This window comes from Massilia eburnea (assembly GCF_050709955.1).
GTDB lineage: Bacteria > Pseudomonadota > Gammaproteobacteria > Burkholderiales > Burkholderiaceae_D > Rugamonas > Rugamonas eburnea_A.
The window spans coordinates 102,513-126,641 of record NZ_JBNZFX010000031.1 but is presented as its reverse complement, the minus strand read 5'-3'; the positions used below and the strand labels follow the sequence as shown (position 1 = coordinate 126,641).

25 protein-coding genes and 1 tRNA gene are annotated in these 24,129 nt (G+C 62.1%); 10 read left to right on the top strand and 16 right to left on the bottom strand.

Annotated elements, in window-relative coordinates:
- Positions 1-22 precede the first annotated feature (22 nt).
- From ACQ4MM_RS17655 to ACQ4MM_RS17635, 5 genes are read left to right on the top strand one after another with little or no spacing between them, the layout of a single operon-like run.
- The gene (locus tag ACQ4MM_RS17655; protein ID WP_431478559.1) at positions 23-625 is read left to right on the top strand and encodes a hypothetical protein; all 603 of its coding nucleotides are present in this window, start codon (positions 23-25) and stop codon (positions 623-625) included.
- Positions 626-630: 5 nt separating this feature from the next.
- Positions 631-933, top strand: coding sequence for an ArsR/SmtB family transcription factor (locus ACQ4MM_RS17650; protein WP_431478558.1), 303 nt, complete (start codon positions 631-633; stop codon positions 931-933).
- 4 nt (positions 934-937) lie between these two features.
- Positions 938-1,195 carry a hypothetical protein gene (locus tag ACQ4MM_RS17645; RefSeq protein WP_431478557.1) on the top strand — a complete coding sequence of 86 codons (258 nt, stop codon included), beginning with the start codon at positions 938-940 and terminating at the stop codon, positions 1,193-1,195.
- Positions 1,195-1,635, top strand: coding sequence for a hypothetical protein (locus tag ACQ4MM_RS17640; RefSeq protein ID WP_431478556.1), 441 nt, complete (start codon positions 1,195-1,197; stop codon positions 1,633-1,635). The genes ACQ4MM_RS17645 and ACQ4MM_RS17640 overlap by 1 nt, the downstream gene beginning before the upstream one ends.
- A 2-nt stretch (positions 1,636-1,637) precedes the next feature.
- Entirely contained in the window at positions 1,638-2,474 is an 837-nt protein-coding gene (locus ACQ4MM_RS17635) for an N-acetylmuramoyl-L-alanine amidase-like domain-containing protein (protein ID WP_431478555.1), read from the top strand.
- A gap of 50 nt (positions 2,475-2,524) precedes the next feature.
- On the opposite strand, the gene ACQ4MM_RS17630 is transcribed toward ACQ4MM_RS17635, so the two are convergent.
- The 6 genes from ACQ4MM_RS17630 to ACQ4MM_RS17605 all read right to left on the bottom strand — a co-directional run bounded on the left by ACQ4MM_RS17630 (position 2,525) and on the right by ACQ4MM_RS17605 (position 7,700).
- Positions 2,525-3,118 carry a 50S ribosomal protein L25/general stress protein Ctc gene (locus tag ACQ4MM_RS17630; RefSeq protein WP_431478554.1) on the bottom strand — a complete coding sequence of 198 codons (594 nt, stop codon included), beginning with the start codon at positions 3,116-3,118 and terminating at the stop codon, positions 2,525-2,527.
- Between the two features lie 113 nt (positions 3,119-3,231).
- Positions 3,232-4,182, bottom strand: coding sequence for a ribose-phosphate pyrophosphokinase (locus tag ACQ4MM_RS17625; protein ID WP_431478553.1), 951 nt, complete (start codon positions 4,180-4,182; stop codon positions 3,232-3,234).
- A gap of 109 nt (positions 4,183-4,291) precedes the next feature.
- A tRNA-Gln gene (locus ACQ4MM_RS17620) sits at positions 4,292-4,368 on the bottom strand.
- A 77-nt stretch (positions 4,369-4,445) separates the two neighbouring features.
- Positions 4,446-5,324 (bottom strand): 4-(cytidine 5'-diphospho)-2-C-methyl-D-erythritol kinase, encoded by an 879-nt coding sequence (ispE, locus tag ACQ4MM_RS17615; protein ID WP_431478552.1) that lies wholly within the window; start codon positions 5,322-5,324, stop codon positions 4,446-4,448.
- 1 nt (position 5,325) lies between these two features.
- On the bottom strand, positions 5,326-5,919 hold the full coding sequence (locus tag ACQ4MM_RS17610; protein WP_431478551.1) for a lipoprotein insertase outer membrane protein LolB: 594 nt from the start codon (positions 5,917-5,919) through the stop codon (positions 5,326-5,328).
- On the bottom strand, positions 5,919-7,700 hold the full coding sequence (locus tag ACQ4MM_RS17605) for a tetratricopeptide repeat protein (RefSeq protein ID WP_431478550.1): 1,782 nt from the start codon (positions 7,698-7,700) through the stop codon (positions 5,919-5,921). Before ACQ4MM_RS17605 ends, ACQ4MM_RS17610 begins: the two co-directional genes overlap by 1 nt.
- Positions 7,701-7,763: 63 nt before the next feature.
- Between ACQ4MM_RS17605 and mutM the strand changes: the two genes are divergently transcribed.
- The 3 genes from mutM to mutY are packed head-to-tail and all read left to right on the top strand — an operon-like array spanning position 7,764 to position 11,631.
- Positions 7,764-8,597 carry a bifunctional DNA-formamidopyrimidine glycosylase/DNA-(apurinic or apyrimidinic site) lyase gene (gene mutM, locus ACQ4MM_RS17600; RefSeq protein ID WP_431478549.1) on the top strand — a complete coding sequence of 278 codons (834 nt, stop codon included), beginning with the start codon at positions 7,764-7,766 and terminating at the stop codon, positions 8,595-8,597.
- Between the two features lie 10 nt (positions 8,598-8,607).
- Positions 8,608-10,536: a dynamin family protein gene (locus ACQ4MM_RS17595; RefSeq protein ID WP_431478548.1), complete on the top strand. Its 1,929-nt coding sequence runs from the start codon at positions 8,608-8,610 to the stop codon at positions 10,534-10,536.
- Positions 10,537-11,631: an A/G-specific adenine glycosylase gene (gene mutY, locus ACQ4MM_RS17590; RefSeq protein WP_431478547.1), complete on the top strand. Its 1,095-nt coding sequence runs from the start codon at positions 10,537-10,539 to the stop codon at positions 11,629-11,631.
- Positions 11,632-11,715: 84 nt separating this feature from the next.
- On the opposite strand, the gene ACQ4MM_RS17585 is transcribed toward mutY, so the two are convergent.
- The 9 genes from ACQ4MM_RS17585 to ACQ4MM_RS17545 form a co-directional block, all read right to left on the bottom strand.
- Positions 11,716-12,345, bottom strand: coding sequence for a TMEM175 family protein (locus ACQ4MM_RS17585; protein WP_431478546.1), 630 nt, complete (start codon positions 12,343-12,345; stop codon positions 11,716-11,718).
- Positions 12,346-12,405: 60 nt separating this feature from the next.
- The gene (locus tag ACQ4MM_RS17580) at positions 12,406-13,536 is read right to left on the bottom strand and encodes a deoxyguanosinetriphosphate triphosphohydrolase (RefSeq protein WP_431478545.1); all 1,131 of its coding nucleotides are present in this window, start codon (positions 13,534-13,536) and stop codon (positions 12,406-12,408) included.
- A 1-nt stretch (position 13,537) separates the two neighbouring features.
- Complete coding sequence (aroKB, locus tag ACQ4MM_RS17575; protein WP_431478702.1) at positions 13,538-15,157, bottom strand: bifunctional shikimate kinase/3-dehydroquinate synthase AroKB; 1,620 nt, start codon at positions 15,155-15,157, stop codon at positions 13,538-13,540.
- A gap of 94 nt (positions 15,158-15,251) precedes the next feature.
- A complete protein-coding gene (locus ACQ4MM_RS17570) occupies positions 15,252-15,713 on the bottom strand; it encodes a hypothetical protein (RefSeq protein WP_431478544.1) in 462 nt (153 codons plus the stop codon).
- A gap of 36 nt (positions 15,714-15,749) precedes the next feature.
- Positions 15,750-17,918 carry a type IV pilus secretin PilQ gene (gene pilQ, locus ACQ4MM_RS17565; RefSeq protein ID WP_431478543.1) on the bottom strand — a complete coding sequence of 723 codons (2,169 nt, stop codon included), beginning with the start codon at positions 17,916-17,918 and terminating at the stop codon, positions 15,750-15,752.
- A complete protein-coding gene (locus ACQ4MM_RS17560; RefSeq protein WP_431478542.1) occupies positions 17,915-18,442 on the bottom strand; it encodes a pilus assembly protein PilP in 528 nt (175 codons plus the stop codon). Before ACQ4MM_RS17560 ends, pilQ begins: the two co-directional genes overlap by 4 nt.
- Positions 18,439-19,125 (bottom strand): type 4a pilus biogenesis protein PilO, encoded by a 687-nt coding sequence (locus tag ACQ4MM_RS17555; protein WP_431478541.1) that lies wholly within the window; start codon positions 19,123-19,125, stop codon positions 18,439-18,441. The genes ACQ4MM_RS17560 and ACQ4MM_RS17555 overlap by 4 nt, the downstream gene beginning before the upstream one ends.
- 10 nt (positions 19,126-19,135) lie before the next feature.
- Positions 19,136-19,774, bottom strand: coding sequence for a PilN domain-containing protein (locus tag ACQ4MM_RS17550; protein WP_431478540.1), 639 nt, complete (start codon positions 19,772-19,774; stop codon positions 19,136-19,138).
- Entirely contained in the window at positions 19,774-20,853 is a 1,080-nt protein-coding gene (locus ACQ4MM_RS17545; protein WP_431478539.1) for a pilus assembly protein PilM, read from the bottom strand. Before ACQ4MM_RS17545 ends, ACQ4MM_RS17550 begins: the two co-directional genes overlap by 1 nt.
- A 362-nt stretch (positions 20,854-21,215) precedes the next feature.
- On the opposite strand from ACQ4MM_RS17545, the gene ACQ4MM_RS17540 reads away from it, so the two are divergent.
- Complete coding sequence (locus ACQ4MM_RS17540; protein WP_431478701.1) at positions 21,216-23,483, top strand: penicillin-binding protein 1A; 2,268 nt, start codon at positions 21,216-21,218, stop codon at positions 23,481-23,483.
- Between the two features lie 95 nt (positions 23,484-23,578).
- Here the strand turns inward: ACQ4MM_RS17540 and cyaY are convergent, their stop codons facing one another.
- Positions 23,579-23,911, bottom strand: coding sequence for an iron donor protein CyaY (gene cyaY / locus ACQ4MM_RS17535; protein ID WP_431478538.1), 333 nt, complete (start codon positions 23,909-23,911; stop codon positions 23,579-23,581).
- A 72-nt stretch (positions 23,912-23,983) separates the two neighbouring features.
- Here cyaY and lptM point away from each other — a divergent pair, with 72 nt between their 5' ends.
- Complete coding sequence (gene lptM / locus ACQ4MM_RS17530) at positions 23,984-24,127, top strand: LPS translocon maturation chaperone LptM (protein ID WP_082507583.1); 144 nt, start codon at positions 23,984-23,986, stop codon at positions 24,125-24,127.
- Positions 24,128-24,129: the final 2 nt, after the last annotated feature.

The window sequence follows — 24,129 nt, the reverse complement described above, 5'->3', positions numbered from 1 at the left end:
TGCAAAACCGCAGATTATACCCTTGCCCTCAGCCCAACATCCCGCGCGCAAGCAAGGCGACCTCGCCGAGCAGGATCATCGCCATCATGCAAAATCCCCAGCGGCTGATCCGGTCGACATGTTCCCGCAGCGCGTCGATCTGCGCCTGCAGCGGCGCAACCGCCTTAGCGATCTCATCGCGGAGCCGGCGCACAGGAAGCCGGGGAACTTTTTGGACGATGCCTGCTCACAGCAGGTCCGCATCCTCGTCAAGTTACAAAAAATCAGTGCCACGCGAATTTCTTGCTTGACACCGAGTGCCACCTGTAAGATATTTATTACACGTGTCTTCAATTTAAAACAGAAAGGACGTGCCATGCAATACCTGATCACCCTGCTGCTAGCAGCAAGCTTCTCCGCGCCGGCATTTGCCGCCGACACCCCTATGACGGACAAGGAAAGGATCGACCAGTTGATCCAGCAGAACAAGATGCTGCTCGCCCAGAACACCCTGCTGGCCGAACAATGCGAGCGCCCCAAAACCAAGGAGGAAGCTTTCGCCCAATGCATGCAAGCTGCACGCGGCGAAAAGGGCGCGATGGCAACTGAATCGGTCGGTTCGAACTGCCGCTTGCTGTTGAAGTGAGTGGAATGCAAAAACTGCTACCAGTGCTCGAAGCGCTCGCCAATCCGCATCGCCTGCGCATCATCGCTGCATTGAAAACGGACGGCCGCAACTACGTCAGCCAACTGGCGCGCGACGTAGGTATCAGCCGTCCGCTGCTGCACCTGCACCTTGCCAAGCTGGAGGCGGCTGGCCTGGTCACCAGCAAGCACGAACTATCGAGCGACGGCAAGGCGCTGAACTACTTCGAAGTGGCGGATTTCCGCCTGACGCTCGATCCCGCAGCGATCGTGGCAGCCGCCAAGCATCTCAACCTGGAAGAGGAATAACCGTATGTCCGAACACATCTACTTGCTGACCCTGGGCCTGCCGCTGGCCACGGTGCTGGTCGTCTTTGGGATGAAATACTGGTCCGCTGCACACAAGGCCAGCGCCGAAGCTGCCAGCGCCGATGCCTACCGCGAACTGGCCGCCAAAGCGGCGGCGGCCCAGGCCGACAATGCCGCCGCACTGGCAGCGATGCAAGCCACGCTGGCAAACATGAACGGCCGCCTGGCCGAAGTCGAAACCATGCTGAAAGAGGTGGGCTGATGCTGGCCCGCCTGTGGCAGCGCGATGCGCGGCATGAAGGCGTCATGCGCATCAACATCTACTTGCTGCGCCTGCTCTACGCGCTGATGTTCTTCATGCTGGGCCAGACTACCTGGACCGAAATCCTGACCCACCAGGGCCAGTGGGAACCGAACAAAGCGGTGGCATGGACGGTGTGGACTGCCTTCGCCACGCTGGCCGGCCTTGGCCTGCTGCGGCCGGTGAAGATGCTGCCGATCATCTTGCTGGAAATCCTCTACAAGGTGATGTGGCTGGCAATCGTCGCCTATCCGCTCTGGTCGCGCGGCGAACTGGCGGGCTCGCCGGCGGAAAGCACGGCGTATGCGTTCCTCGGCGTGCTGCTGGCCATCATTGCCGTACCCTGGGGCTATATCGCGAAGTCTTACTTCACCTGGCCATCGCAAACCAAACCTGCCTGAACATGCCCTTTCTTGCCAGCCTGGTACTCGCCGCCGCGCTCACCGCGGCGGCCGAACCGAAACAGATTTACCAGATGTCGCCCCAGGAAGCGGGCGCCTTCATCGCCGAGGTGCAGCAGGCCGAACCGGACCTGCGCAAGCGCATCGCCGCCATTGGCCGCCGCAATATCGGCCAGCCCTACAAGCTGAACCTGCTCGGCGAATTTCCCTACGAGCTGCACGACACGCTGCCAATGTATAGCCTGTCCGCCAGCGACTGCCTGGTGTTCGCCGAGCATACCTATGCCATGGCGCTCAGTTCTTCGTGGGAGGAGTTCTTCTGGACACTGCAGCGCATCCGCTACAAGGATGGCGTGATCGGCGTCGCCAGCCGCAACCACTACATGGAAGTGGACTGGAACATCAACAACCGCTGGCTTCTCTCCGACGCAAGCAGCGGCGCCAGCTACGCCATGCGTGTCGACCGCACGCAATTTCTGTGGTCCCAGCACCATATACAGCGCGCTATCCCGGTGCAGGACACAGTGGAAGCGTTCTTGCCGGTTGCGCGTGCGCTGCAGGAATTCGGCACGCTGGCCGAAGGCGATATGGTGGAAGTGGTGTCGGTACGCAAGGGCCAGCACATGGTGACCCACGTCGGCCTGGTGGTGCTCGATGCGCAGGGCGCACGCCGCTTCCTGCACTCAGCGGCGCCGGAAGTGCGTGAAGAAACGTTCGAAGCCTTCATCGCACGCACCCAGGCGCGCGCCAACAACGGCCTGGCAGGCTTCAAGTTTATGCGATTGAACGACGCCATCGTAGTGCCGCCGGCGGCGCCACAGCCGCGCCCCGGAACCTGAAAACAAAAAACCCCGCCGGGGCGGGGTTCTTCATGCGGCGCGAAAGAGGATTACTCTTTAGCAGCAGCGGCTTCAGCAGCAACAGCGCCGGCTGGCACGGATGCGGTAGCGATGGTGGCATCGGAACCGTGGGTGACGATGGTCACGCCTTTCGGCAGCTTCAGTTCGGAAGCGTGGATCGACTGGCCGACATCCATCTTCGACAGGTCAACGGCCAGGAACTCTGGCAGGTCAGCTGGCAGGCAGGAGATTTCGATCTCGTTGGCTACGTGGCTGATGGTGGCAGCGTGCAGTTTCACAGCTGGCGACACGTCAGCGTTTTCGAAGTGCAGTGCAACTTTCACGTGCAGTGGCTGGTTGGCGTCAACGCGCTGGAAGTCAGCGTGCAGAACCAGTTGCTTGAACGCGTGCATCTGGAAGTCACGCAGCAGCACTTTCTGTACCGCGCCGTCGATTTCCATGTCCAGGATGGACGAGTGGAAAGCTTCTTTTTTCAGCGCGTGGAACAGTGCGTTGTGGTCCAGGGCGATGGTCACAGGGGCTTCGGTGCCACCGTAGATGATGCCAGGGGTCTGGCCGGAATTACGCAGGCGGCGGCTCGCACCCGTACCTTGCAGATCACGTTTGAATGCTACAACTTTCATGGAGTACTCCAAAAAAAATAAAACAAGGCTCGCGCCTTGTTGATCAACGAAGTGCCCCGCGACCAGGGCACTTCAACAAATCGGCCGCGGCTGACGCCACGGCCGGAAAAATTTTAATCGACGAACAGGGAAATCACCGAGTCGCCCTTGATGATGCGCTTGAAGGTCTCAGCCAGCAGCGGGGCGCAGGTCAGTTGGCGGATCTTGCCGCAAGCCTTGGCAGCGTCGGACAGCGGGATGGTGTCGGTCACCACCAGCTCATCCAGCGACGAGCCGGAGATGCGTTCGATTGCCGGGCCGGACAGCACCGGGTGGGTGCAGTAAGCGGTTACTTTCTTGGCGCCGCGCTCTTTCAGCACTTCGGCAGCCTTGACCAGGGTACCTGCGGTGTCAACCATGTCGTCCATGATCACGCAGTTACGGCCTTCCACGTCGCCGATGATGTTCATCACTTCCGACACGTTGGCCTTTGGACGACGCTTGTCGATGATGGCCAGGTCGCAACCGAGGCGCTTGGCCAGTGCACGGGCACGCACCACGCCGCCGACGTCAGGCGACACCACCAGCAGGTCTTGCTCTGCCTTCTTCTGCAGGTCGCCCAGCAGGATTGGCGAAGCGTAAATATTGTCAACCGGGATATCGAAGAAGCCTTGGATCTGGTCTGCGTGCAAGTCCATGATCAGGACGCGCTCGACGCCGGCTTCTTCCAGCATATTGGCAACGACTTTTGCCGAAATTGCCACACGGGCGGAACGCGGGCGGCGATCCTGGCGGGCATAACCAAAGTAAGGAATTGCCGCGGTGATACGGCCAGCGGACGCACGTTTCAGGGCATCGACCATCAGGATCAGTTCCATCAGGCTGTCATTGGTCGGCGCGCAGGTCGATTGCAGCACGAAGACGTCTTTACCACGGACGTTTTCGTTGATTTCGACCATGACTTCGCCGTCCGAGAACTTGGAAACGACTGCTTTGCCGAGTGGGATGCCGAGATTTTTTGCGACCCCTTCTGCTAAGGCTGGATTAGCGTTGCCGGTAAAAACCATCAGGTTTTCGAAAGCCATTGGGAGTCCCGAGAGATAGTGTTGAATTCTTGAGGCACTCCTGCGGTGCAGGAGCTTTTGTCTTAACCCTGGCTGGAGACTGCTGCCTCGACAGACCCAGGGAAAACGGTGGCAGGGGAACAAGGATTCGAACCTTGGTATGCCGGAATCAAAATCCGGTGCCTTAACCAGCTTGGCGATTCCCCTACTCTTAACTGACTGTCTTCGGTCAGTAGGCCGACATTATATAGCCTATTTCGCGAAAAACAAAATCTTTTTACGCTTCACAACTTTGCGATGAGTGGATGCTGTTTCAGTGCCTTCGCTTTCCATCCGGTCCAGGCGCCGGGCACTTTTGCAAGCACCGCATCGGCCTGTTCTTCGCTTTGGACTGCGACGAACACACAAGCTCCGGAGCCAGTCATCCTGGCATCACCGTAAGCGCCCAGCCATTCTACCGCTTCTGCTACTTGCGGGAATAAGCGGCACGCCACTTGTTGCAAATCGTTCTTCCCAAACTGGCGCAGATCTTGTCGATTTGCGTGGTAGCTGGAAAAGTCCGACATCTTAACGGGCGCAGTATTCCTTGTCAAATGCTCGGAGGTAAAAATCTGCGCCGTCGGGCAAGCCACGCCTGGCTCGATGACAACATACCAACAGTCCGGCGCATCGACCGGCCGCAGGTCTGCACCGACGCCTTCGGCAAAGCCGGTCTGGCCGAAGATAAAGAATGGTACATCGGCGCCCAGCGGCAAGGCCAGTGCCATCAGCTCTTCGCGCTGCAGCCCGGCGCTCCACAGCTTGTTCAGCGCCAGCAACGTGGTGGCTGCATCGGAGGAGCCGCCGCCCAGGCCGCCGCCCATGGGCAGCAGCTTGTCGATCGTGATATTGACGCCGGGCGGCAGCGCGCCAGTGCGGCGCAGGACTTCCGCCTGCAGGATGCGCGCGGCGCGGATCGCCAGGTCCTGTTCGGCGGGAACGCCGGCGATGTCATTGGTGCGGTGCAGCTCGCCATCGGCGCGCAGCGAAAAGTGCAGGGTATCGCAGCGGTCGATGATCTGGAATACCGATTGCAACAGGTGGTAGCCATCGGCACGGCGGCCATTCACGTGCAGGAACAGGTTCAGCTTGGCCGGGGCCGGGCAGTTCAACAGGCTTTTCATTTTATTCAGAGATCACGATCCGCAAGGCCATTTGCTGCACGTCCCCTCCGCCCGGATGCTCGGCATCAATCCGTTTCGGGCGCGGCGTCGCGCTGCCAGGCTGCCAGTCGGTGTATTGCAGGCGCCAGCCTTCGCGCGTGGTCACTTCGCTGTTGGCAGGGCTGGCCGACCACGGCTTGCCGTCGGCAGCAGTGGCATGGCCTTGCAGCCAGCCGCGCAGGCCGTCCACCGGCAGCGCCCAGCCAAGGGCGCGCGCGCTCAGGGCATCGATGCTCGGCGCGCTCAGCGGCGGCTTGTTGCCGCCTTCGCGCAGCGTGGCGCCCTGCGGCGTCACATTGATCGTGGCGACCTTGCTACCGAAGGGGTCGAATAGCGCGACGTCGGTGCTGTGCGCGTCCTGCTTCCAGTCGAACTTGACGGTGCTCGATTCCTGCTTGCCGTCCTTGAGGTAGCGCACGTTCAGGCGGCCCGACAAGGCCACGCTGTCGGCATACGGCGCAACGACGGCGCTCGATGGCGGGGCCGATGGCGTGGTGGCGCAGCCGCACAGGATGGCAGCCGCGCCGGCCATGGCGGCAAGTGTCTTCAAGTTCATTAAATTCCAGCGTTGAGGCGCGCCAGCGTGCTGCGCAGCGCGTCGTTTTTCGGATCCTTGTCGCGCGCTTCGCGCCACAGTTTGGCAGCGCCAGCCTTGTCGCCCTGCTTCCACAGCACTTCGCCAAGGTGCACGGCAATCTCGGCGTCGCCGCGCAGCGCATACGCCTGGCGCAGCGATTGCTCGGCTTGTTTCAGCTTGCCCATGCGGAACAGGACCCAGCCCATGCTGTCCATGATGTAGGGGTCGCCCGGCGCCATCGTCAACGCCTTGTCGATCAGCTCATAGGCTTCGTCAAGGCGCACATTGCGGTCGGCCAGGGAATAACCGAGCGCATTGTAGGCATGGTGGTTGTCGGGCACCGATTCGATCACCTTGCGCAGCGCGGTTTCCATCGCTTCCACCTTGCCCAGCTTTTCCGCCGCCAGCGCGTAGTCGTACATCAGGTCGGGGCTGTTGGGAAAGCGCAGCACGCCATCCTGCAAGGTCTTGAAGGCTTCCAGCGCGCGGCCGGAGTCGCGCAAGAGCTGGCCCTCGGTCTGCAGGATCTGCACTTGCTCGGCCGGGTCGGCCGGCGCGATATCCTTCAGCTGGGCGCGTGCGCCCTCGACGTCGCCCTTGCGTGCCGTGAGGTGGGCGCGCTTCAGGCGCGCCGCCAGGATGGTGCGGGCATCGTCGCCATCGATCTTGTCCAGCCACGCCAGCGCGCCATCGAGGTCGCCCTTTTCTTCGGCGATCTGGGCCAGCAGCATCAGCGCCTTGTTGGGGTCGCGCTCCGGATCGGGCGCCGCTTCCAGCACCGCCACATAGCGTTTGAGATAGCCTTCCGCCGCCTTGCTGTCCTGTCCCTGCAGCGCCATGATGCCGAGTGCGTACAGGGTGCCCGGATGGTCCGGCTGCTCTTTCAGCAGCAGCAGGAATTGCTCGCGCGCCGGCTCGTACTGCTTCTGCTCCACCAGCAGGCGGGCATAGGCCGAGCGCACTTCGCGTGCAGACGGATATTTTTGCAGAAAGTCGGCAAACACCTTTTGCGCGCCATCCAGCTCGCCCAGCATTTGCGCCAAGGTCAGGGTGGCCAGCTCGGAATCGGGCTTGATGGCGAGCGCTTTCTGCGCTTCGGCGCGGGCGCGCTCGGCATCGGTGGCGGCATGGGCGCCCTGTGCCAGCACCAGGTGCGCTTCCTGCGTATTCAGGTAGGGCTGCAGCACGCGCTCCATCAATCCAAACGCGGCGGCCTTGTCTTTTGCGCGCAGCAGGAACTGCTGCATCTGGAACATCAGCAGCGGGCGGCCGTTGGGCGGCGCCGCTTTCAGGCGCTGTGCAAACAGGGTTTCCGCCTCGCCCAGGTCGTCGCCCAGCACGGCAAAGCCGAGGAAGTATTGCGCCGCTTCGTCGGACTCGGGCGCCAGTTCACGCCACAGGCGGATCGCCGCCAGCGCCTCATTGCCCTGCTTGGCCGACAGCGCCATCTCGGAAGCGCGGCGCGCCAGGCGCGCATCGCGCGTCTGCTGCGCCAGCACCATCATCGTCACATAAGCGCTTTGCCACTGGCCGCGCTTGAAATCGAGTTCGGCCTTGGTCAACTTGTAGAACAAGTCGCTGGTCAATTCGACATTGGGCAGCTTGGCGTCGGGCGGCGCGGCCTTGGCAGTGGCGTCGGCGGCTGGCGTTGGCGGCGCCACCGCGGGCGTTACGGGCTCGGCCGGCGCCGGTTCCGGTGGCACGACTGCGCAGGCGGACACCAGGGCCGACAGGGTTACAATGGCGAATGCGTTTTTCAAAGGTAGATCCTGCAAATCGGGCTCAAGACTTGATTCTACGCCAACCTGTAGAAAACCACCCTCATGCCTGAATTACCAGAAGTAGAAGTCACGCGGCGCGGTGTTGCCCCTCATATCGAAGGCCGGATCGTGCGCGATGTGGTGCTGCGCCGCGACGGCTTGCGCTGGCCCTTTCCGGACGAACTGCCGGACCTGCTGGCCGGCCGCCGCATCGTGGCCACTGATCGCCGCGGCAAATACCTGCTGCTGCAATTCGAGCATGGCACGCTGATCATCCACCTTGGCATGAGCGGCCACCTGCGCGTGCTGCCAAGCGGGATCCCGCCGGAAAAACATGATCATTTCGACATGACGGTAGAAGGCGCAGATGGCAGGCACGTGCTGCGCCTGACCGATCCGCGCCGCTTTGGCGCCGTGTTGTGGCATGCAATGCAAGATGGCGCGCTGGAACAGCACACGCTGCTGCGCGGCCTGGGCGTGGAGCCTTTGGGGCCGGCCTTTACCGGCAAGCTGCTGTTCGAGCAAACCCGCACGCGCAGCGCGGCGATCAAGCAGGTGCTGATCGCCGGCGACATCGTGGTCGGCGTGGGCAATATTTACTGTTCTGAAAGCTTGTTCCGGGCCGGAATCAACCCGAAAACCGCCGCCAACCGCATCAGCGCGGCCCGCTACGATCGCCTGGCGCAGGCCATCCGCGACGTGCTGGCCGAGGCTATTGTGCAAGGAGGCAGCACTTTGCGCGACTTTATCGGTGTAAATGGGCAATCAGGGTATTTCCAACAGACATATTTCGTCTATGATCGTGCTGGTGTGCCTTGCCGTTGTTGCGGCGCGCCTGTGCGCCAGATCAAGCAAGGCCAACGATCTACTTTTTATTGTGTAAATTGCCAGAAATAACGAGAAGCTAATGGTACGGGACCTCGAACAATACAGCCAATGGCGCCAAGGTGTCATGGGCGCCGTCGCAAACTACCGGGACTGGATCGTGCAGGCCGATCTGTCCGACGCCGCGACTGAACAGCGCCTGGCGCAAACGCTCTCCAAGCTGGCCGACGACAAGCTGTCGGTGGCCTTCGTGGCGGAATTTTCGCGTGGCAAATCTGAACTGATCAACTCGATCTTCTTTGCCGATTTCGGCCAGCGCATCCTGCCCTCGGCAGCCGGCCGCACCACCATGTGCCCGACCGAGCTGATGTACGACCCGGCCTATCCGGCCTGCATTCGCCTGCTGCCGATCGAAACGCGCGCCGAGAACCTGTCGACCAGCGATTACCGCGACGAGCCGCATGCCTGGACCATGCTGCCGCTGCAGCTCGATTCGGCCGAACACATGCAGGAAGTGTTCAAGCAAGTCAGCCTGACCCGCCATGTGCCGGTGGAAGAAGCCAAGCGCTACGGCCTGTACGACGAGAACGATCCCGACATGGGCGCCACGCTGGACAACAACGGCCTGGTCGAAATTTCGCAGTGGCGCCACGCCATCATCAACTTCCCGCACCCGCTGCTGAAGCAGGGCCTGGTGATCCTCGACACGCCGGGCCTGAACGCCATCGGTACCGAGCCGGAACTGACGCTGAACATGATCCCGCACGCGCACGCCGTGCTGTTCATTCTGGCCGCCGATACCGGCGTCACCAAGAGCGATATCGAAGTGTGGCGCACCCACATCGGCAATGGCGCCGGACGCATGGTGGTGCTGAACAAGATCGACTCGATGTGGGATCCGCTGCGCACCGACGAGGAAATCGAATCGGCCATCGCGCGCCAGCGCGAACACGCCGCCCATATGCTGGGCCTCGATGCGCGCCAGGTGTTCCCGGTGTCGGCGCAAAAGGCGCTGCTGGGCAAGATCACCGGCGACCATGAACTGGTGCAGAAGAGCCGCATGAAGCAGCTGGAGAGCGCGCTGTTCAACGAGCTGATCCCGGCCCGCAAGGACATCATCCGCCGCCGCCTGGGCGACGAACTGGCGGCGCTGAGCGGTGCCCAGTACGCGGCGCTGTCGGCCAAGACGCGCGGCATCGTCGACCAACTGCTGGAGCTGAAAGGCCTGCGCGGCAAGAACCAGTCGGTGATTGCACACATGGCGCGCCGCGTGGAAGCGGAAAAGAAAGAGTTCGACGAAAGCCTGTTCAAGCTGCAGGCCACGCGCGCGGTCTTCACCCGCCTGTCCACCGAACTGTATTCCAGCCTGGGCATGGGCATCCTGCGCGACAACCTGGTCAAGGCGCGCGCTGAAATGCAGAACAGCCGCTTCACCACCGGCCTGCGCGATGCGATCAAGATCTACTTCGACAGCATCCACGCCAACCTGGATGAGTCGGAGCGCAAGATCGAAGAGATCCGCAGCATGATGGAAACCATGTACAAGAAGTTCTCGGCGGAGCACGGCCTGACCTTGCCGATGCCGATGGCCTTCTCGCTGGCCAAGTACCGCGATGAAATCAACGAAGCCCACGGTATCTACGAGAAGCAGTTCGGTACCGCGGTGATGCTGACCACCTCGCGCGTAGTGCTGATGGAGCGTTTCTTCGATTCCGTGGCGTCGGCGGTCAAGCGCTGCTTCAAGGCGGCCAATGCCGATACCGATGCCTGGCTGAAGGTGATCATGGCGCCGCTGGAAGCGCAGATCCGCCAGCACAAGGAACAGCTGAAGCACCGCCAGCAATCGATCGCCCGCATCCACGATGCAACCGATACGCTGGAACAGAAGATCGAAGCCTTTGAAGCCAGCCAGGCCGACCTGGAAGCACAGAAGGCCAAGCTGGCTGCGCTGGCGAGCGCCATCAGCGACGCGATCTCGGCCGAGCATGTAGTACTGGAGGCAGCGGCGTAATTGCAGTACCAAGACCCAAGCTTTGCTGCCACGCTGCTTGCGTGGCAGAAGGAACATGGCCGCCACGACCTGCCGTGGCAGAACACCCGTGATGCCTACCTGGTGTGGCTGTCCGAAATCATGCTGCAACAGACGCAGGTTTCGGCGGTGCTGGGTTACTACGCGCGCTTCCTGGAGCGCTTTCCTACCCTCGCTTCGCTCGCTGCGGCCCCGGTTGAAGACGTGATGGCGCAGTGGGCCGGCCTGGGCTACTACACCCGCGCCCGCAACCTGCACAAGTGCGCGCAGCGCGTGATCGCCGAGTATGGCGGCGAATTCCCTTCCGATCCTGCCTTGCTGGCCGAGCTGCCTGGCATCGGGCGTTCCACCGCTGCCGCCATTGCGGCGTTTTCCGCCGGTCGCCGCGCCGCCATCATGGACGGTAACGTGAAGCGCGTATTCGCACGCGTGTTCGGCATCGACACCTTTCCCGGCGAGCGCAAGACCGAAGAAGCGATGTGGGCGCGCGCGGAAGCGCTGGCGCCGTCCGAAGGCATCGAGGCGTATACGCAAGGCTTGATGGATATGGGGGCAACGCTGTGCACGCGCAGCAGCCCTTCCTGCCAACGCTGCCCGATGGCGCCGCGCTGCGTGGCGTTCGCTACCGGCCGCACCGCCGAACTGCCGGTGCGCAAGCCGAAGAAAGCCACGCCTGAAAAATCGGCGCGCATGCTTTTGATCGTGGATCGCGGCCAGGTGCTGCTGGAGCAGCGTGCGCCAAGCGGCATCTGGGGCGGCCTGCTATCGCTGCCCGAGCTGGCTGGTCATGGCGTGCAAGACGACGCGCCCGGCGATGCGGCCGTGGCCGCCGCAGTACAGCCGTTCGGTACCATGGAATCCCTGGAGCGCTTGCGGCCGGTGCTGCACGTGTTTACCCACTACAAGCTGCACATCCACCCGCTGCTGGTCACGCTCGCCAGCCGCGCCGCCATGGCGGGCGAGGAACGCTATGTGTGGCTCGATGCCGCCGCCATTCCTGGCGCCGCCCTGCCCGCCCCGATCAAGAAACTCCTGCTCGACTTGCTTGGCGAACGGGCGCAGGCAAGCATGTTCTGATCTGGTTCAGCAGATGAACGGTTTGGCCAGGCCACGTCGCCTGATCGCCGCGTGGCGGCATTCATCCACCAAGCAAGCACAGGCTTAGTGCAGGCGGCGCGTCAACGTATTGCTTAATGGGCGCACCAGGAACAGCAGCATGAAGGCGAAATTGGCCATGCCGGGCGCCTGCCCCGCCAGCACGACGGTCAGTGCGGCAACGGCGATCAGGATGCCCTGGCGGATGCAGACCCCGACAAAGGTCGCCTTGTCCATCGGGTGCGAGCACAATTCAGGATGGCGGTAGATGCGCGCGGCCACCAGCAGCGAACCGATCGCCATCAGCGTCATCACGATCGCATACACCGCTTGTGCCAGCTGCGACAGGAAGCGCCCGTTCACAGCCGAGGCGAACGGCAGCAGGCTGGCACCGGCCAGCATCAGGATGGTGTACCAGGTCAACGGTCCATCCAGGTGGCGCACATAGCTGTACAGGCGGTGGTTGCCGACCCAGAAAATCGCCAGCACCAGGAAACTGATGACCCAGGAGCCAAAGGTCGGCGTCAGTTCGCCCAGCACGTGCAGCAGTTCGGCGCTGCTGGTGGCCTGCACGTGTTCGGGCAGCTTCAGCTCGATCACAAGCAGGGTCATGGCGACGGCGAAGATGCCGTCGACCAGGGCTTCAATACGGTGTTTGCTGAGCTGTGGGCCGTGGGCGAGTATGGTGTCGGTCATGATTCTTCTGGCAAGTTGGGATTGCGAGAAGATTAACCCGCCGCGGGCCCGGGTGCAAGGCTAGAGGTCTTCCAGCGAATAGATGCGGCGGTGTTCGGCAATCGCGTAGCGGTCCGTCATGCCGGCGATGTAGTCAGCCACCCTGCGTGCCTGGCCGTCCGCGTCGCCACGCCCGGTGCGGTAATCGGGCGGCAGCAGCGAGGGGTCGGCGGTGAACGCTTCGTATAGTTCGCGCACCATGCGGCTGGCCTTCAGGCGCATGCGGTTGACCTTGTAATGGCGGTACAGGTTTTCGTGCAGGAAGCGCTTGAGCTCGGTGGCATCCTTGCGCATCTGGTCAGAGAAGCGGATCAACGGCGGCGCGGCGCGCACCGCGTCCATGTCTTGCGGCGCATGCGCGGCAATGCGCTCCCGCGACGTGGCAATCAGGTCATCCGCCAGGGCCGTGATCAGGCGGCGCAGGGTTTCGTAGATGGCGCGGCGGCCGGCCAGCCCGGGATGGGCGTCCTGCACCGCGCGCCACAGGCGGCCGAAGAAATCCACCTGCTCCAGCTGCGCGATGGAGATCAGGCCGGAGCGCAGGCCATCGTCGATATCGTGGCTGTTGTAGGCGATTTCATCGGCCAGGTTGGTCAACTGCGCTTCCAGCGAAGGCTGCGTCTTGTCGAGGAAGCGCTGCGCCACATCGCCCAGCAGGCGGGCATTATTGACCGAGCAGTGCTTCAGGATGCCTTCGCGCGTTTCAAACATCAGGTTCAGGCCATCGAAAGCGCCGTACTGTTCTTCCAGCACATCCACCACGCGCAGGCTTTGCAGGTTGTGCTCGAAGCCGCCGTGTTCCTTCATGCATTCGTGCAGCACGTCCTGGCCCACATGGCCGAACGGCGTATGGCCAAGATCGTGCGCCAGCGCGATGGCTTCCACCAGGTCTTCGTTCAGGCGCAGGTTGCGCGCCAGCGAGCGGCCGATCTGGGCCACTTCCAGGCTGTGCGTCAGGCGGGTGCGGAACAGGTCTCCCTCGTGGTTGAGGAAGACCTGGGTCTTGTATTCGAGCCGGCGGAAAGCGGTCGAATGGATGATGCGGTCGCGGTCGCGCTGGAACTGCGAGCGCGAAGCGTGCGGCGTTTCGGGGACGCGGCGGCCGCGCCCCTGGTCGGAATGTGCTGCGTAGGGGGCGAGCGTCTGTTCCATATCACTCGGTGCAGGCAGCCAGGGTTTGCAGCAGCAGGTCCTGCGGCGCCGTCGTGATGCGGGCTTTGCCCAGCGGGTCGAGCAGGATGAACTTGATCGCCCCGCCCTCGTTTTTCTTGTCCACTTCCATCAGCTCCAGCCAGCGTTCTGCGCCCAGGTCCGGCGCCACGATCGGCAGGCCGGCCGCCGACACCAGGTCGCGGATGCGTTCCACCGTGGCCGTGTCGATCAGGCCCATGCGCTGCGACAGGTCGGCCGCCATCACCATGCCGCAACCGACCGCCTCGCCGTGCAGCCAGGCGCCGTAGCCCATGCCCGCCTCGATCGCGTGGCCGAAGGTGTGGCCGAAATTCAGGATCGCGCGCAGGCCGCCTTCGCGTTCATCCTGGCGCACCACGTCGGCCTTGATTTCGCAGGAGCGGGCGATGGCATAGGCCAGCGCGCCCTTGTCGCGCGCCATCAGCAGGCCCATGTTCGCTTCGATCCAATCGAAGAACGGCACCTCGATGATGCAGCCGTACTTGATCACTTCCGCCAGGCCGGCCGACAGTTCGCGCACCGGCAGCGTTTCCAGCGTGGAGGTATCGGCCAGCACCGCCTTCGGCTGGTAGAAGGCGCCGATCATGTTCTTGCCCAGCGGGTGGTTGATGCCGGTCTTGCCGCCCACCGAGGAATCGACCTGGGACAGCAAGGTGGTCGGCACCTGCACGAAGTCGACGCCGCGCATGTACGAAGCGGCAGCGTAGCCGGTCATGTCGCCGATCACTCCGCCGCCCAGCGCCACCAGGGTGATCTTGCGGTCGGCCTTGTTGGCCAGCAGCGCATCGAACACCTTCATCAGCGATTCCCAATGCTTGTGCTCTTCGCCATCCGGCAGCACCACTTCGATCACTTCCTTGCCGGCCGCGGCCAGCGGGGCGCGCACACGTTCCATGTACAGCGGCGCCACGGTGTCGTTGGAGATGATGGCGACCTTCTTGCCGCCCACGTATTTGGCCAGCAGGCTGGCGTCGTCCAGCAGCGCCGGGCCAATGGCGATCGGGTAGCTGCGCTCGGCCAGGTCGACATTGAGCAGGATATGGGTTTGTTCGTTCATGGCGGGTTGGGCCTTGGTGACGCAGTTGGGCGCGGCCTGGCAGGCCAGCGCATCGAGCTGGTTGATGATGTTCTGGACCATCGATTGCACGTTGGGGCGGCCGGTGTCGATCACCAGGTCGGCCATGTCCATGTACAGCGGCTCGCGCTGCGCCAGCAGTTCTTCGAGTTTCCGGCGCGGGTCGGCCGTCTGGAGCAGGGGGCGGTTCTTGTCGTGCGCAGTACGGGCCAGGATCGAGTTGATCGAGGCGCGCAGGTAGATGATGGTGCCGCGCTGCTGCAGCAACGCGCGGCTGGCTTCGTTGAGGATGGCGCCGCCGCCGGTGGCCAGCACGATGCCTTGCTGGCTGGTCAGCTCGCGGATGACTTCCGCTTCGCGCCGGCGAAAGGCGGGTTCGCCTTCGATCTCGAAAATCCACGGGATCGAGGCCCCGGTGCGGCTTTCGATTTCATGATCGGAATCGACAAACCGCAAGCCCAGCTTGCGGGCGAGCTGGCGACCAATGGTCGTCTTGCCCGCCCCCATCAATCCAACTAAGTAAACATTTTGCATTCACGCATGATAGCGCAAATTGCACGGCAGCAGCCTGCCGCGGGGCAGGCGCCGCACGGGTGCTGGCTTACACCGTCTTGATGGTGATGGTGTTGGAACTGACGTTCTCGACGCCTTTGACGCCGGCGGAAATCTTGATTTCCAGGTTAACCGGCTGCGGAACGCCGTTCACGGTGACGCCCTTCACGCTCAGCTTCTCCGACACGGTGCCGGTGCTGTCGGTGACCGCGCCGCTATTGCTGATGGTGCCGGCGGTGGTCTTGAACAGCACGGTTGCGCCAGGCACGGCCTGGTTGCCGCTATCCTTGACGATCGCGGTAATGGTCACTTCGGTACCGTCGACGCCGGAGGCGGCAATGGTGTTGGAGGTGGAGCTCACGATCACGCTGGCGGCCTTCGGGGTCAGCGGATCAGGGTCGGTGGTGCTGGTGCCCGGATTGCCGCCGCCGCCGCCGCAGGCTGCCAGCAGGCTGGCGCAAGCCAGCGCGCCGACCAGGCCGGACAGTTTTCGGAATACTACGTTTGCCATGTTCTTTCCTTTATTCTGATGACACTATGCTTCGTCTCAACGCGCGGAGAGGCGGTCGGTAACGATCTTTGGCGTAATGAAGACCAGCAGTTCGGTCTTGTCATTGGTACGCGAGTTCTGTTTGAACAGGTTGCCCAGGATCGGCACGTCGCCCAGCAGCGGCACCTTGTTGGTGACGTTACGCTCGACTTGCTGGTAGATACCGCCCAGCACCACGGTGCCGCCGTTCTCGACCATCACCTGGGTCTTCACGTGTTTGGTGTCGATCGCGAAACCGGCGCGGGTTTCCTGGCCCACCGAGTCTTTGTTGACATCGACGTCCAGCACCACGTTGCCATCTGGCGTGATTTGCGGCACCACGTCCAGTTTCAGGTTGGCTTTGCGGAACACGATCGACGTCGCGCCGGACGAAGTCGCCACCTGGTATGGCAATTCCACGCCCTGTTCGATCACGGCTGGCGCCTTGTCGGCGGTCACCACGCGTGGGCTGGAGATGATCTTGCCGGTGCCGTCAGCTTCCAGGGCCGACAGTTCCAGGTTCAGGAAGCGGTTGGCGGCCTGGTTGAACAGGCTGACCGCCAGGCTGCCGGCCTGGGCGCCATTGATGGAGGACGCAGGCAGGTTGATGAACTGCATATTGCCGTAGTCATCGATACCGTTATTGATCTTCACCACGCCCTGGGCCTGGCCCATGCCGGTCTGGCTGCCGCTGAGGCCAACACGGTTGTTGCCGTTGCCAACGCCCCAGCCGGCATCGCCGCCACGGATGGCGCGCATGTCGGCAAAGCCCAGCTTGGCCCCCAGGTTGCGGGTGAAGGTGTCGGACGCTTCCACGATGCGTGCCTCGATCAGCACCTGCTTGGTGGCGATGTCGGTCTTCTGGATCAGCTTGCGCACTTCTTCCAGTTTGGCCGCGATATCGGTCACGAACAGCTGGTTGGTGCGCGACTCGATGATGGCGCTGCCACGCTTGGACAGGATGCGGTTCTTGGTGTCGCCGCCGCCTTCGATGCCGAACACGGTCTTGAACGCTTCAGCTTTCTGGTAGTTCAGCTGGAAGATTTCGGACTTGAGCGGCTCCAGGTCGGCGATCTGGGCCTTCTGTTCCAGTTCCAGTTTTTCCTTGGTCAGCAGTTCTTCCTTTGGTGCGATCCACAGCACGCTGCCATTCTTGCGCATGTCCAGGCCCTTGGCCTGCAGCACCACGTCCAGCGCCTGGTCCCATGGGACTTCCTTCAGGCGCAGGGTCAGGTTGCCCTGCACGCTGTCGCTGGTGATGATGTTCAGGCCGGAGATGTCGGCAATTGCCTGCAGCGCTGCGCGCACTTCCACGTTCTGGAAGTTGAACGACAGTTTTTCGCCGCGGTAACCCTGGGTGCCCTGCACCAGCTTGTTCGGGTCTTCCTTGATCGGCTTGACGTCCACCACGAGCTGGGATTCGCTCTGGTACACGCTCTGCTCCCACAGGCCATGCGCCTCCACGGTCATGCGCACGTTCTCGCCTTGCGGGACGGTGGTGATGCGGTTGACCGGCGTGCCGAAATCGGTCACGTCCAGGCGGCGGCGCAGGGTTTCCGGCACGCTGGTCTTCAGGAAGTCCACGACCACCCCGGTCGGGGTCTGGCGCACGTCGACCGCGACCTGGTTGTTCGGCAGGTCGATCACGACACGGCCTTCGCCGTTGTTACCGCGGCGGAAATCGATATCGCGCAGCGCTTGCTTGCCGGCAGGCGCCGGCACTGCCGGCTTGGCTGCCGCGACCGGCAGGCCGCGCGCATCGACCGCCTGCGCCACGCCGCCGGAGGAGTCGATGGTCAGGATCACGTTCTTGCCGTCCAACGCCGTGGCGTAGTTCAGCGTGCGCTTGAGGTTGAACACCAGGCGCGAACGGTCGCCCGCCTGCACCACGTTGACACTGGCCAGGTCACCCATGTTCAGGTCCTGGCTGGTCTTGCCGGTGGCATTGGCGGTCTGCCCGAAATCGAGCGCGATACGGGCCGGATTGGTGATGGCAAAGCCAACCGGCAGCTTTTGCGGCGTTTCCTTCATTGCGATCTTCACGATCACGTTGCTGCCCTGCTGGTTGGCCGTGATCGATTCGATCGCGTTTCCTTGCTGGGCCTGCGCAACAGCTGCGCTGCCGGCCAGTGCCAGCATTACGCTAGCCTGGCGGCACAAGCGCTTCAGGGTTCTGATGGCGATCATTTGGAGCTCTCCTTACTTTCCTGCAGTTCCAGCTTCGACATGCGCTCGACCCAGTCGCCGGCCGCATCCTGAACAATTTCACGCACCGTGATCGCGTCATCCGTGACCGCGGTGATCAAACCATAATTCTGTCCCACGTACTGTCCCTTCTTGACCTGGTAGACGGTGCGGTCGATCTGCAACAGACCATTCACCAGATTGTTTTTTTCCATGGTGCCGACCATCTTCATGGCATCCAGCGGGAAGCTCTCGAGGAATTCCTTGCGCCTGTTCTGGTCCGGTGCCTGGGCACCGCCCGCGCGGCTCTTGGCCAGTTCGGTCAACAGCTTGCTGGCGTTGAACGGATCCAGCGCTTCGCCGGCCACGTAGGCAAACGGGAAGAAGGTCTTCGGCTCGGCCAGCGGCTTGACAGTCGGCTGGGTCTGGCTCTCGACTTCCTTCATCCAGGTACGTACCTGCTGCACATCGCTTTCACCGCACGCGCTCAACAACAGAGCGAAGGCGAGGGGGGTAAGCTTCTTCATTTCTTCTTATCTCCCTTTTTCTTCTCGTTGGCTGACTTGCGCTGCTCAGCCACTTCATCCGGATCGAGATAGCGGAAGGTTTTTGCGATGGCATTCAGTTGCAAGGTACCGGCTGGCAATTCCTTGCCTTCCTTTGGCTTGACGTCCAGCGAAATATTATTAAGCGTAACGATACGTGCCATGCCTGCCAGGTCGCCGGCAAAGGCGCCCAGGTCATGGTAGCTGCCGTTGACGCGCAGTTCGATCGGCTGTTCGGCGTAGTAATCCTTGACGTCGACGCGGTTAGGCTTGAACAGCTCGAAGGTCAGGCCGCGGCCGGTACCGGCGTTGTTGATGTCCGACAGCAGGGCCGCCATTTCGGCTTTGCCCGGCAGCTGCTTCTCCATCTGCACCACGTACTGGTCGACCTTTTCTTTCTGGCGCTTGAGCTCTTCCAGGTTGACCGCTTGCGCGACCTTCTGCCTGAACTCGTCGCGCAGCTGCACTTCCTTCTGCGCACCGGCTTCCAGCTCCTCGTACTGCGACTGCCAGTACAGGAAATAGCCCGCTCCCACCGCCACTGCCGCCACGCCCAGCGCAAGCAGCATGCGCGGCAGGATCGGCCACAGGCCTGGGTGCACCCCGCTCAGGTTCCGGAACTGGCCCTTGAGCACCTCATCTAATTGTTTCAAATCGGTTGCCATGGTTATGTTCTCAGGACTTGGCTTCGGCAGTTGGCTTGGCGCCAGGTTTGGCGCCCGCCTTGCCGTCCGGGTTTTCGTCCTTGTCGCGTGGACGCTTGATCATGACAGACAGCTGGAATTCGACAATGGCGCGACCGCTTGCCTTGTCTTTGCCGCCAATCGTGCCGGCTTTGACTTCCTGCAGGTCTGGGCGTTCCAGCCACGGCGAATTGCCCGACAGGTTGCGCAGCAGCTCGGACACCCGTTCCTGCGACTGGGCACTGCCGGTCAGCGTGACTTTCTGCGATTCCTGCTTGACCGTCTTCAGGAACACGCCTGGCGGCGTCTGCTTGACCAGTTCATCCATCAGGTACACCGGCTGGTTACGGTCGGCCTGCAAATCTTCCACCGCCTGCTGGCGCGCCTTCAGCGCGTCGATTTCCTGGCGCAGCGTGGAGATTTCCACGATCTTCTTGTCCAGCTCAACGATGGCGCCTTTCAGCTCCTCATTGCGCAGCGACTGGATCGAAATGGCACGTTGGTTATAGCCGCCGACCATCGCAACAATGGTCGCGCCGACGCCGAAGCCGATACCCAGCATGGCGTAGAAAGCTTTCTTGCGCAGTGCGCGTTTTTCTTCCCGGTGGGGGAGAAGGTTGATACGTATCATTAGCCGAACCTCCGCATGGCTAGGCCGCAGGCCACCAGGTATGCCGGCGCATCGCTGCGCAGCGCCTGTTCACGCACGCCGGACGCCAGCTGCATGCCTTTGAACGGCGAAATCACGGCGCTGGAAATTCGGGTGCGGCTGGCGATCATGTCCAGCAAGCCCGGCAACACGGCACAGCCGCCAGCCAGGAAAATCTGGTCGATCTTGGTGAATGGCGTCGAGGTGAAGAAGAACTGGATCGCACGCGTCACTTCCAGCGCGGCGCCTTCCAACCACGGGGTCAGAACGTCGGACTGGTAGTTCTCCGGCAGGTCGCCCGCCTTCTTGCGCGCTTCGGCCTCTTCGAAAGCCAGGCCGTAGGAACGCACGATATCCTGGGTCAGCGAGTTGCCGCCGAACGGCTGCTCGCGCTCATAGACAGTCGTGCCATCCAGCATCACCGAGATCTGGGTCGACACGGCACCGATCTGGAACAGCGCGATCACCTGGCCTGCGCCGGCATTCGGCAACTGCGAGGTGACGTGGTCCAATGCGGCGCGCGCGGCGTAGGATTCGACATCCACCACCGTCGCTTTCATGCCGGCCTCTTCGGCGATCGCCACCCGGTCGACGACTTTTTCGCGGCGTGCTGCTGCCAGCATCACCTCGATGTCTTCCAACGAGTTGGCAACCGGCCCGATCACGTCGAAGTCCAGGCTCACCTCGTCCAGCGCGAACGGGATGTACTGGGCAGCTTCGGACTCGACCTGCAGTTCGAGCTGCTGCTCAGACAAACCGGCCGGCAGCACGATTTTTTTAGTAATGACGGAAGCAGGCGGCATGCCCAGCGCGACGTTCTTGGCGCGCGTGCCGCTTTTCTTGACCAGGCGGCGTACCGCCTCGACCACTTGCTCCATATTTTCAATATTGCCGTCGGCAACTGCGCCGCGCGGCAAGGGCTCCGATGCGCACCGTTCGAGACGCATGCCGTCCTTGCCCGAATCGGACAATTCCACCAAGCGCACACTCGAGGTGCTGATATCTAAGCCAACCAGCGGGCCCTGGGCGCCGCCAAACAGGGCTTTCAGATCCAATGGCATGGATGCACTCCTGACAACTCCATAGACATTTACATATCCAAATTCGTTTAAAAACCCGTGTTTAGACCGCAAACATGAGACAGTACATTAGATGCTAGCAACATTGTCAGCGCCGTGTAAAGATATTTCTCCAGTGCACCATTAATGTTTTGTGAGGGATTTGCCACACCCGATGTTGCAATTAATGGCATATCAAGAAACTAAGTTGCTTGGTTGCCCATAGTAAATATTTCCGGATATCACGTGCGCTCAGGCGCCCGGGCCCTCATTTATAATGCCTTGCATAAAACTTAGTGAAGCTGCATATGACCGCAAACAACCACGAGACCACGGCAAAAAAAACGCCGAAGGGTTTTCTGCTGATGGCCCTGATTTCTTTGCTGGGCCTGATCCTGGCCGGCGTGCTGCTGGTGGTGTTCGGCCTGGCCCTGGCCTACCCCAACCTGCCATCGCTCGATACCATTACCGACTACCGGCCGAAAATACCGCTGCGTATTTACTCGGCCGACAATGTGCTGCTCGGCGAGTTTGGCGAAGAGCGCCGCAACCTGGTGCATATCAAGGACATCCCCGATGTCATGAAGCAGGCGGTGCTGGCCATTGAAGACAGCAACTTCTATGAACACGGCGGCGTCGACTACTGGGGCATCCTGCGCGCCGCAGTCCACAACGCAACCGGCGGCGCCCGCCAGGGGGCGTCCACCATTACGCAGCAGGTGGCGCGCAACTTCTTCCTCTCCAGCGAGCAGACGTTCAAGCGCAAGGCCTATGAAGCGCTGCTGGCCTGGAAGATCGAGCAGAACCTGACTAAGGACCAGATCCTGGAGGTCTACATGAACCAGATCTACCTGGGGCAGCGGGCCTACGGCTTTGCTTCGGCCGCTCAAATCTATTTCGGCAAGAATCTGAAAGACATTAGCGTGGCGGAAGCGGCCATGCTGGCCGGCCTGCCTAAAGCGCCTTCGGCCTACAACCCGGTGGTCAACCCGAAGCGCGCCAAGGTGCGCCAGCAGTACATCCTGCAGCGCATGGCCCAGCTTGGCTATATTACGCCCGCACAGTACGAGACGGCGAAGAATGAACAGTTAAAAGTGAAAACAGACAGCAGCGCGTTTGGTGTTCATGCCGAATATGTTGCGGAAATGGCGCGCCAGCTGGTCTACGAGCAGTTCAAGGAGGAGACTTACACGCGCGGCCTGAACGTGTTCACCACGATTACCAAGGCCGACCAGGACGCCGCCTACCTGGCGCTGCGCAGCGGCGTGATGGAATACGAGAAGCGCCATCCGTACCGTGGCCCGGAATCCTATGTCGACCTGCCGGCCAATAAATCTGAAGCCGACGAAATCATCGAAACCGAACTGGCCGAGCATTCGGACAGCGACAATATCGTGGCGGCCATGGTGCTCTCCGCCGCCGCCGACAAGGTGGTGGCAGTCACCGCCTCCGGCGAGGAAATCACCATCAAGGGCGCCGGCCTGGCCATGGGCAAGAGCTGGCTTTCGGACAAGAACCCGCCGAACAAGCGCATCCGCCGCGGCGCCGTGATCCGCGTCATGCAGGACGACAAGGACTGGCTGATCACCCAGATGCCGGAAGTGGAATCGGCCTTCGTCTCGGCCAGCACCGAAGATGGCGCGATCAAGGCCATGGTGGGCGGCTTCGACTACAACCGCAACAAGTTCAACCACGTGACCCAGGCCTGGCGCCAGCCGGGTTCCTCGTTCAAGCCTTTCATCTATTCAGCCTCGCTGGAGCGCGGCCTGTCGCCGGCCACCATGATCAACGACGCGCCGATCTCTTTTGACGCCGGCCAGACCGGCGGCCAGGCCTGGGAGCCAAAGAACTACGACGGCAAGTACGAAGGCCCGATGACCATGCGGCGCGGCCTGACCAAGTCGAAGAACATGATCTCGATCCGTATCCTGCACCGCATCGGCGCCAAGTACGGCCAGGAATATACGACCCGCTTCGGCTTCGACCCGGAACGCAACCCGCCTTACCTGACGCTGGCCCTGGGTGCCGGCGGCGTGACGCCGATGCAGATGGCGGGCGCCTACGCGGTGTTTGCCAACGGCGGCTACAAGATCTCGCCCTACCTGATCGCCAAGGTCACCGACTCCAGCGGCAAGGTGCTGTCGCAGGCCACCCCGGACAAGGCGGGCGACGAAAAGAACCGCGTGATCGACGAGCGCAACGCCTTCCTGATGGATTCGATGATGAAGGACGTGGTGCGCTTTGGTACGGCAACCCGCGCGCTGTCGCTGAAGCGCCCCGACATCGCGGGCAAGACCGGCACCACCAACGACTCGATCGACGCCTGGTTCGCAGGCTACCAGGCCAAGCTGGTAGGCATCGCCTGGATCGGCTTCGACCAGCCCAAGAACCTGGGCAACAAGGAAACCGGCGGCGGCCTGGCCCTGCCGATCTGGATCAGCTACATGGGCAAGGCGCTGAAGGGTATTCCGATTGAGGAAAGGCCGATTCCGCAGGGCATTATTGCCCAGGATGGCGAGTACTACTATGCGGAGAATCCGCCGGGCGTGGGCATCGACAGCCTGGAAGGCGCTACCCGCGGCACCCCGGCGGAAGAAAAGCAGAAAGACGCGGTCAAGAACGAGCTGTTCTAAAACCGGTAAGTCCGGGTCAGACCCAAGGGGCTGACCCAACCGGCGAGCGCCGCGTGGCGGGTCCGACCTTTAGGTCGTACCCAGGTTTACCGGTTCTAAGGCGCCACCACCACCGGCGCCCCGCCCTGCTCCGTCACAATCTCCGACAGCGCCTGGTACAACTCCGTACCGCGGCGCGTATCGACCCACTTGCCCGCCACCTGGCGATAGTGGAAACCGCCCGAGCGCGCCGCCACCCACAGCTCCTGCATCGGCGCCTGCGAGTTGATGATCACCTTCGAGCCGTTCTCGACGAACTCGATCTCCAGCACATTGCCGCTACGGCTGCACTCCACGTCCACCATGTCCTGCGCACACAGGCGGTCCAGCGATGCCTCGATCGCATCCAGGGTCGCTTCGGCCTGGTCCAAAAATTCCGATTCGGTCATGCTACACTCCAAGATTCCTATCAAGCCCCTATTCTAATCGTGAAGTCCCCAATCGCACTTGCTGTCCTTACAATGGCAGCCCTGCTGGCCGGATGCGGCCAAACCGGCCCCCTCTATATGCCAAAGCGACCCGCCAAGCCCGCCACCGAGGCGAAACCGGGCGTGGCGCCACCGGCGGCTCCGGTTCCGTCCACACCACCAGCATCCCAACAGTAAGC

Bases quoted from the DNA above. Each gene is read 5' to 3' on its own strand.
- ACQ4MM_RS17650 (WP_431478558.1), top strand. From the start codon at position 631: ATGCAAAAACTGCTACCAGTGCTCGAAGCGCTCGCCAATCCGCATCGC.
- ACQ4MM_RS17645 (WP_431478557.1), top strand. From the start codon at position 938: ATGTCCGAACACATCTACTTGCTGACCCTGGGCCTGCCGCTGGCCACG.
- ACQ4MM_RS17640 (WP_431478556.1), top strand. From the start codon at position 1,195: ATGCTGGCCCGCCTGTGGCAGCGCGATGCGCGGCATGAAGGCGTCATG.
- ACQ4MM_RS17635 (WP_431478555.1), top strand. From the start codon at position 1,638: ATGCCCTTTCTTGCCAGCCTGGTACTCGCCGCCGCGCTCACCGCGGCG.
- ACQ4MM_RS17630 (WP_431478554.1), bottom strand. From the start codon at position 3,118: ATGAAAGTTGTAGCATTCAAACGTGATCTGCAAGGTACGGGTGCGAGC.
- ACQ4MM_RS17625 (WP_431478553.1), bottom strand. From the start codon at position 4,182: ATGGCTTTCGAAAACCTGATGGTTTTTACCGGCAACGCTAATCCAGCC.
- ispE (WP_431478552.1), bottom strand. From the start codon at position 5,324: ATGAAAAGCCTGTTGAACTGCCCGGCCCCGGCCAAGCTGAACCTGTTC.
- ACQ4MM_RS17610 (WP_431478551.1), bottom strand. From the start codon at position 5,919: ATGAACTTGAAGACACTTGCCGCCATGGCCGGCGCGGCTGCCATCCTG.
- mutM (WP_431478549.1), top strand. From the start codon at position 7,764: ATGCCTGAATTACCAGAAGTAGAAGTCACGCGGCGCGGTGTTGCCCCT.
- ACQ4MM_RS17595 (WP_431478548.1), top strand. From the start codon at position 8,608: ATGGTACGGGACCTCGAACAATACAGCCAATGGCGCCAAGGTGTCATG.
- ACQ4MM_RS17585 (WP_431478546.1), bottom strand. From the start codon at position 12,345: ATGACCGACACCATACTCGCCCACGGCCCACAGCTCAGCAAACACCGT.
- ACQ4MM_RS17580 (WP_431478545.1), bottom strand. From the start codon at position 13,536: ATGGAACAGACGCTCGCCCCCTACGCAGCACATTCCGACCAGGGGCGC.
- aroKB (WP_431478702.1), bottom strand. From the start codon at position 15,157: ATGGGGGCGGGCAAGACGACCATTGGTCGCCAGCTCGCCCGCAAGCTG.
- ACQ4MM_RS17570 (WP_431478544.1), bottom strand. From the start codon at position 15,713: ATGGCAAACGTAGTATTCCGAAAACTGTCCGGCCTGGTCGGCGCGCTG.
- pilQ (WP_431478543.1), bottom strand. From the start codon at position 17,918: ATGATCGCCATCAGAACCCTGAAGCGCTTGTGCCGCCAGGCTAGCGTA.
- ACQ4MM_RS17560 (WP_431478542.1), bottom strand. From the start codon at position 18,442: ATGAAGAAGCTTACCCCCCTCGCCTTCGCTCTGTTGTTGAGCGCGTGC.
- ACQ4MM_RS17555 (WP_431478541.1), bottom strand. From the start codon at position 19,125: ATGGCAACCGATTTGAAACAATTAGATGAGGTGCTCAAGGGCCAGTTC.
- ACQ4MM_RS17550 (WP_431478540.1), bottom strand. From the start codon at position 19,774: ATGATACGTATCAACCTTCTCCCCCACCGGGAAGAAAAACGCGCACTG.
- ACQ4MM_RS17545 (WP_431478539.1), bottom strand. From the start codon at position 20,853: ATGCCATTGGATCTGAAAGCCCTGTTTGGCGGCGCCCAGGGCCCGCTG.
- ACQ4MM_RS17540 (WP_431478701.1), top strand. From the start codon at position 21,216: ATGGCCCTGATTTCTTTGCTGGGCCTGATCCTGGCCGGCGTGCTGCTG.
- cyaY (WP_431478538.1), bottom strand. From the start codon at position 23,911: ATGACCGAATCGGAATTTTTGGACCAGGCCGAAGCGACCCTGGATGCG.
- lptM (WP_082507583.1), top strand. From the start codon at position 23,984: ATGGCAGCCCTGCTGGCCGGATGCGGCCAAACCGGCCCCCTCTATATG.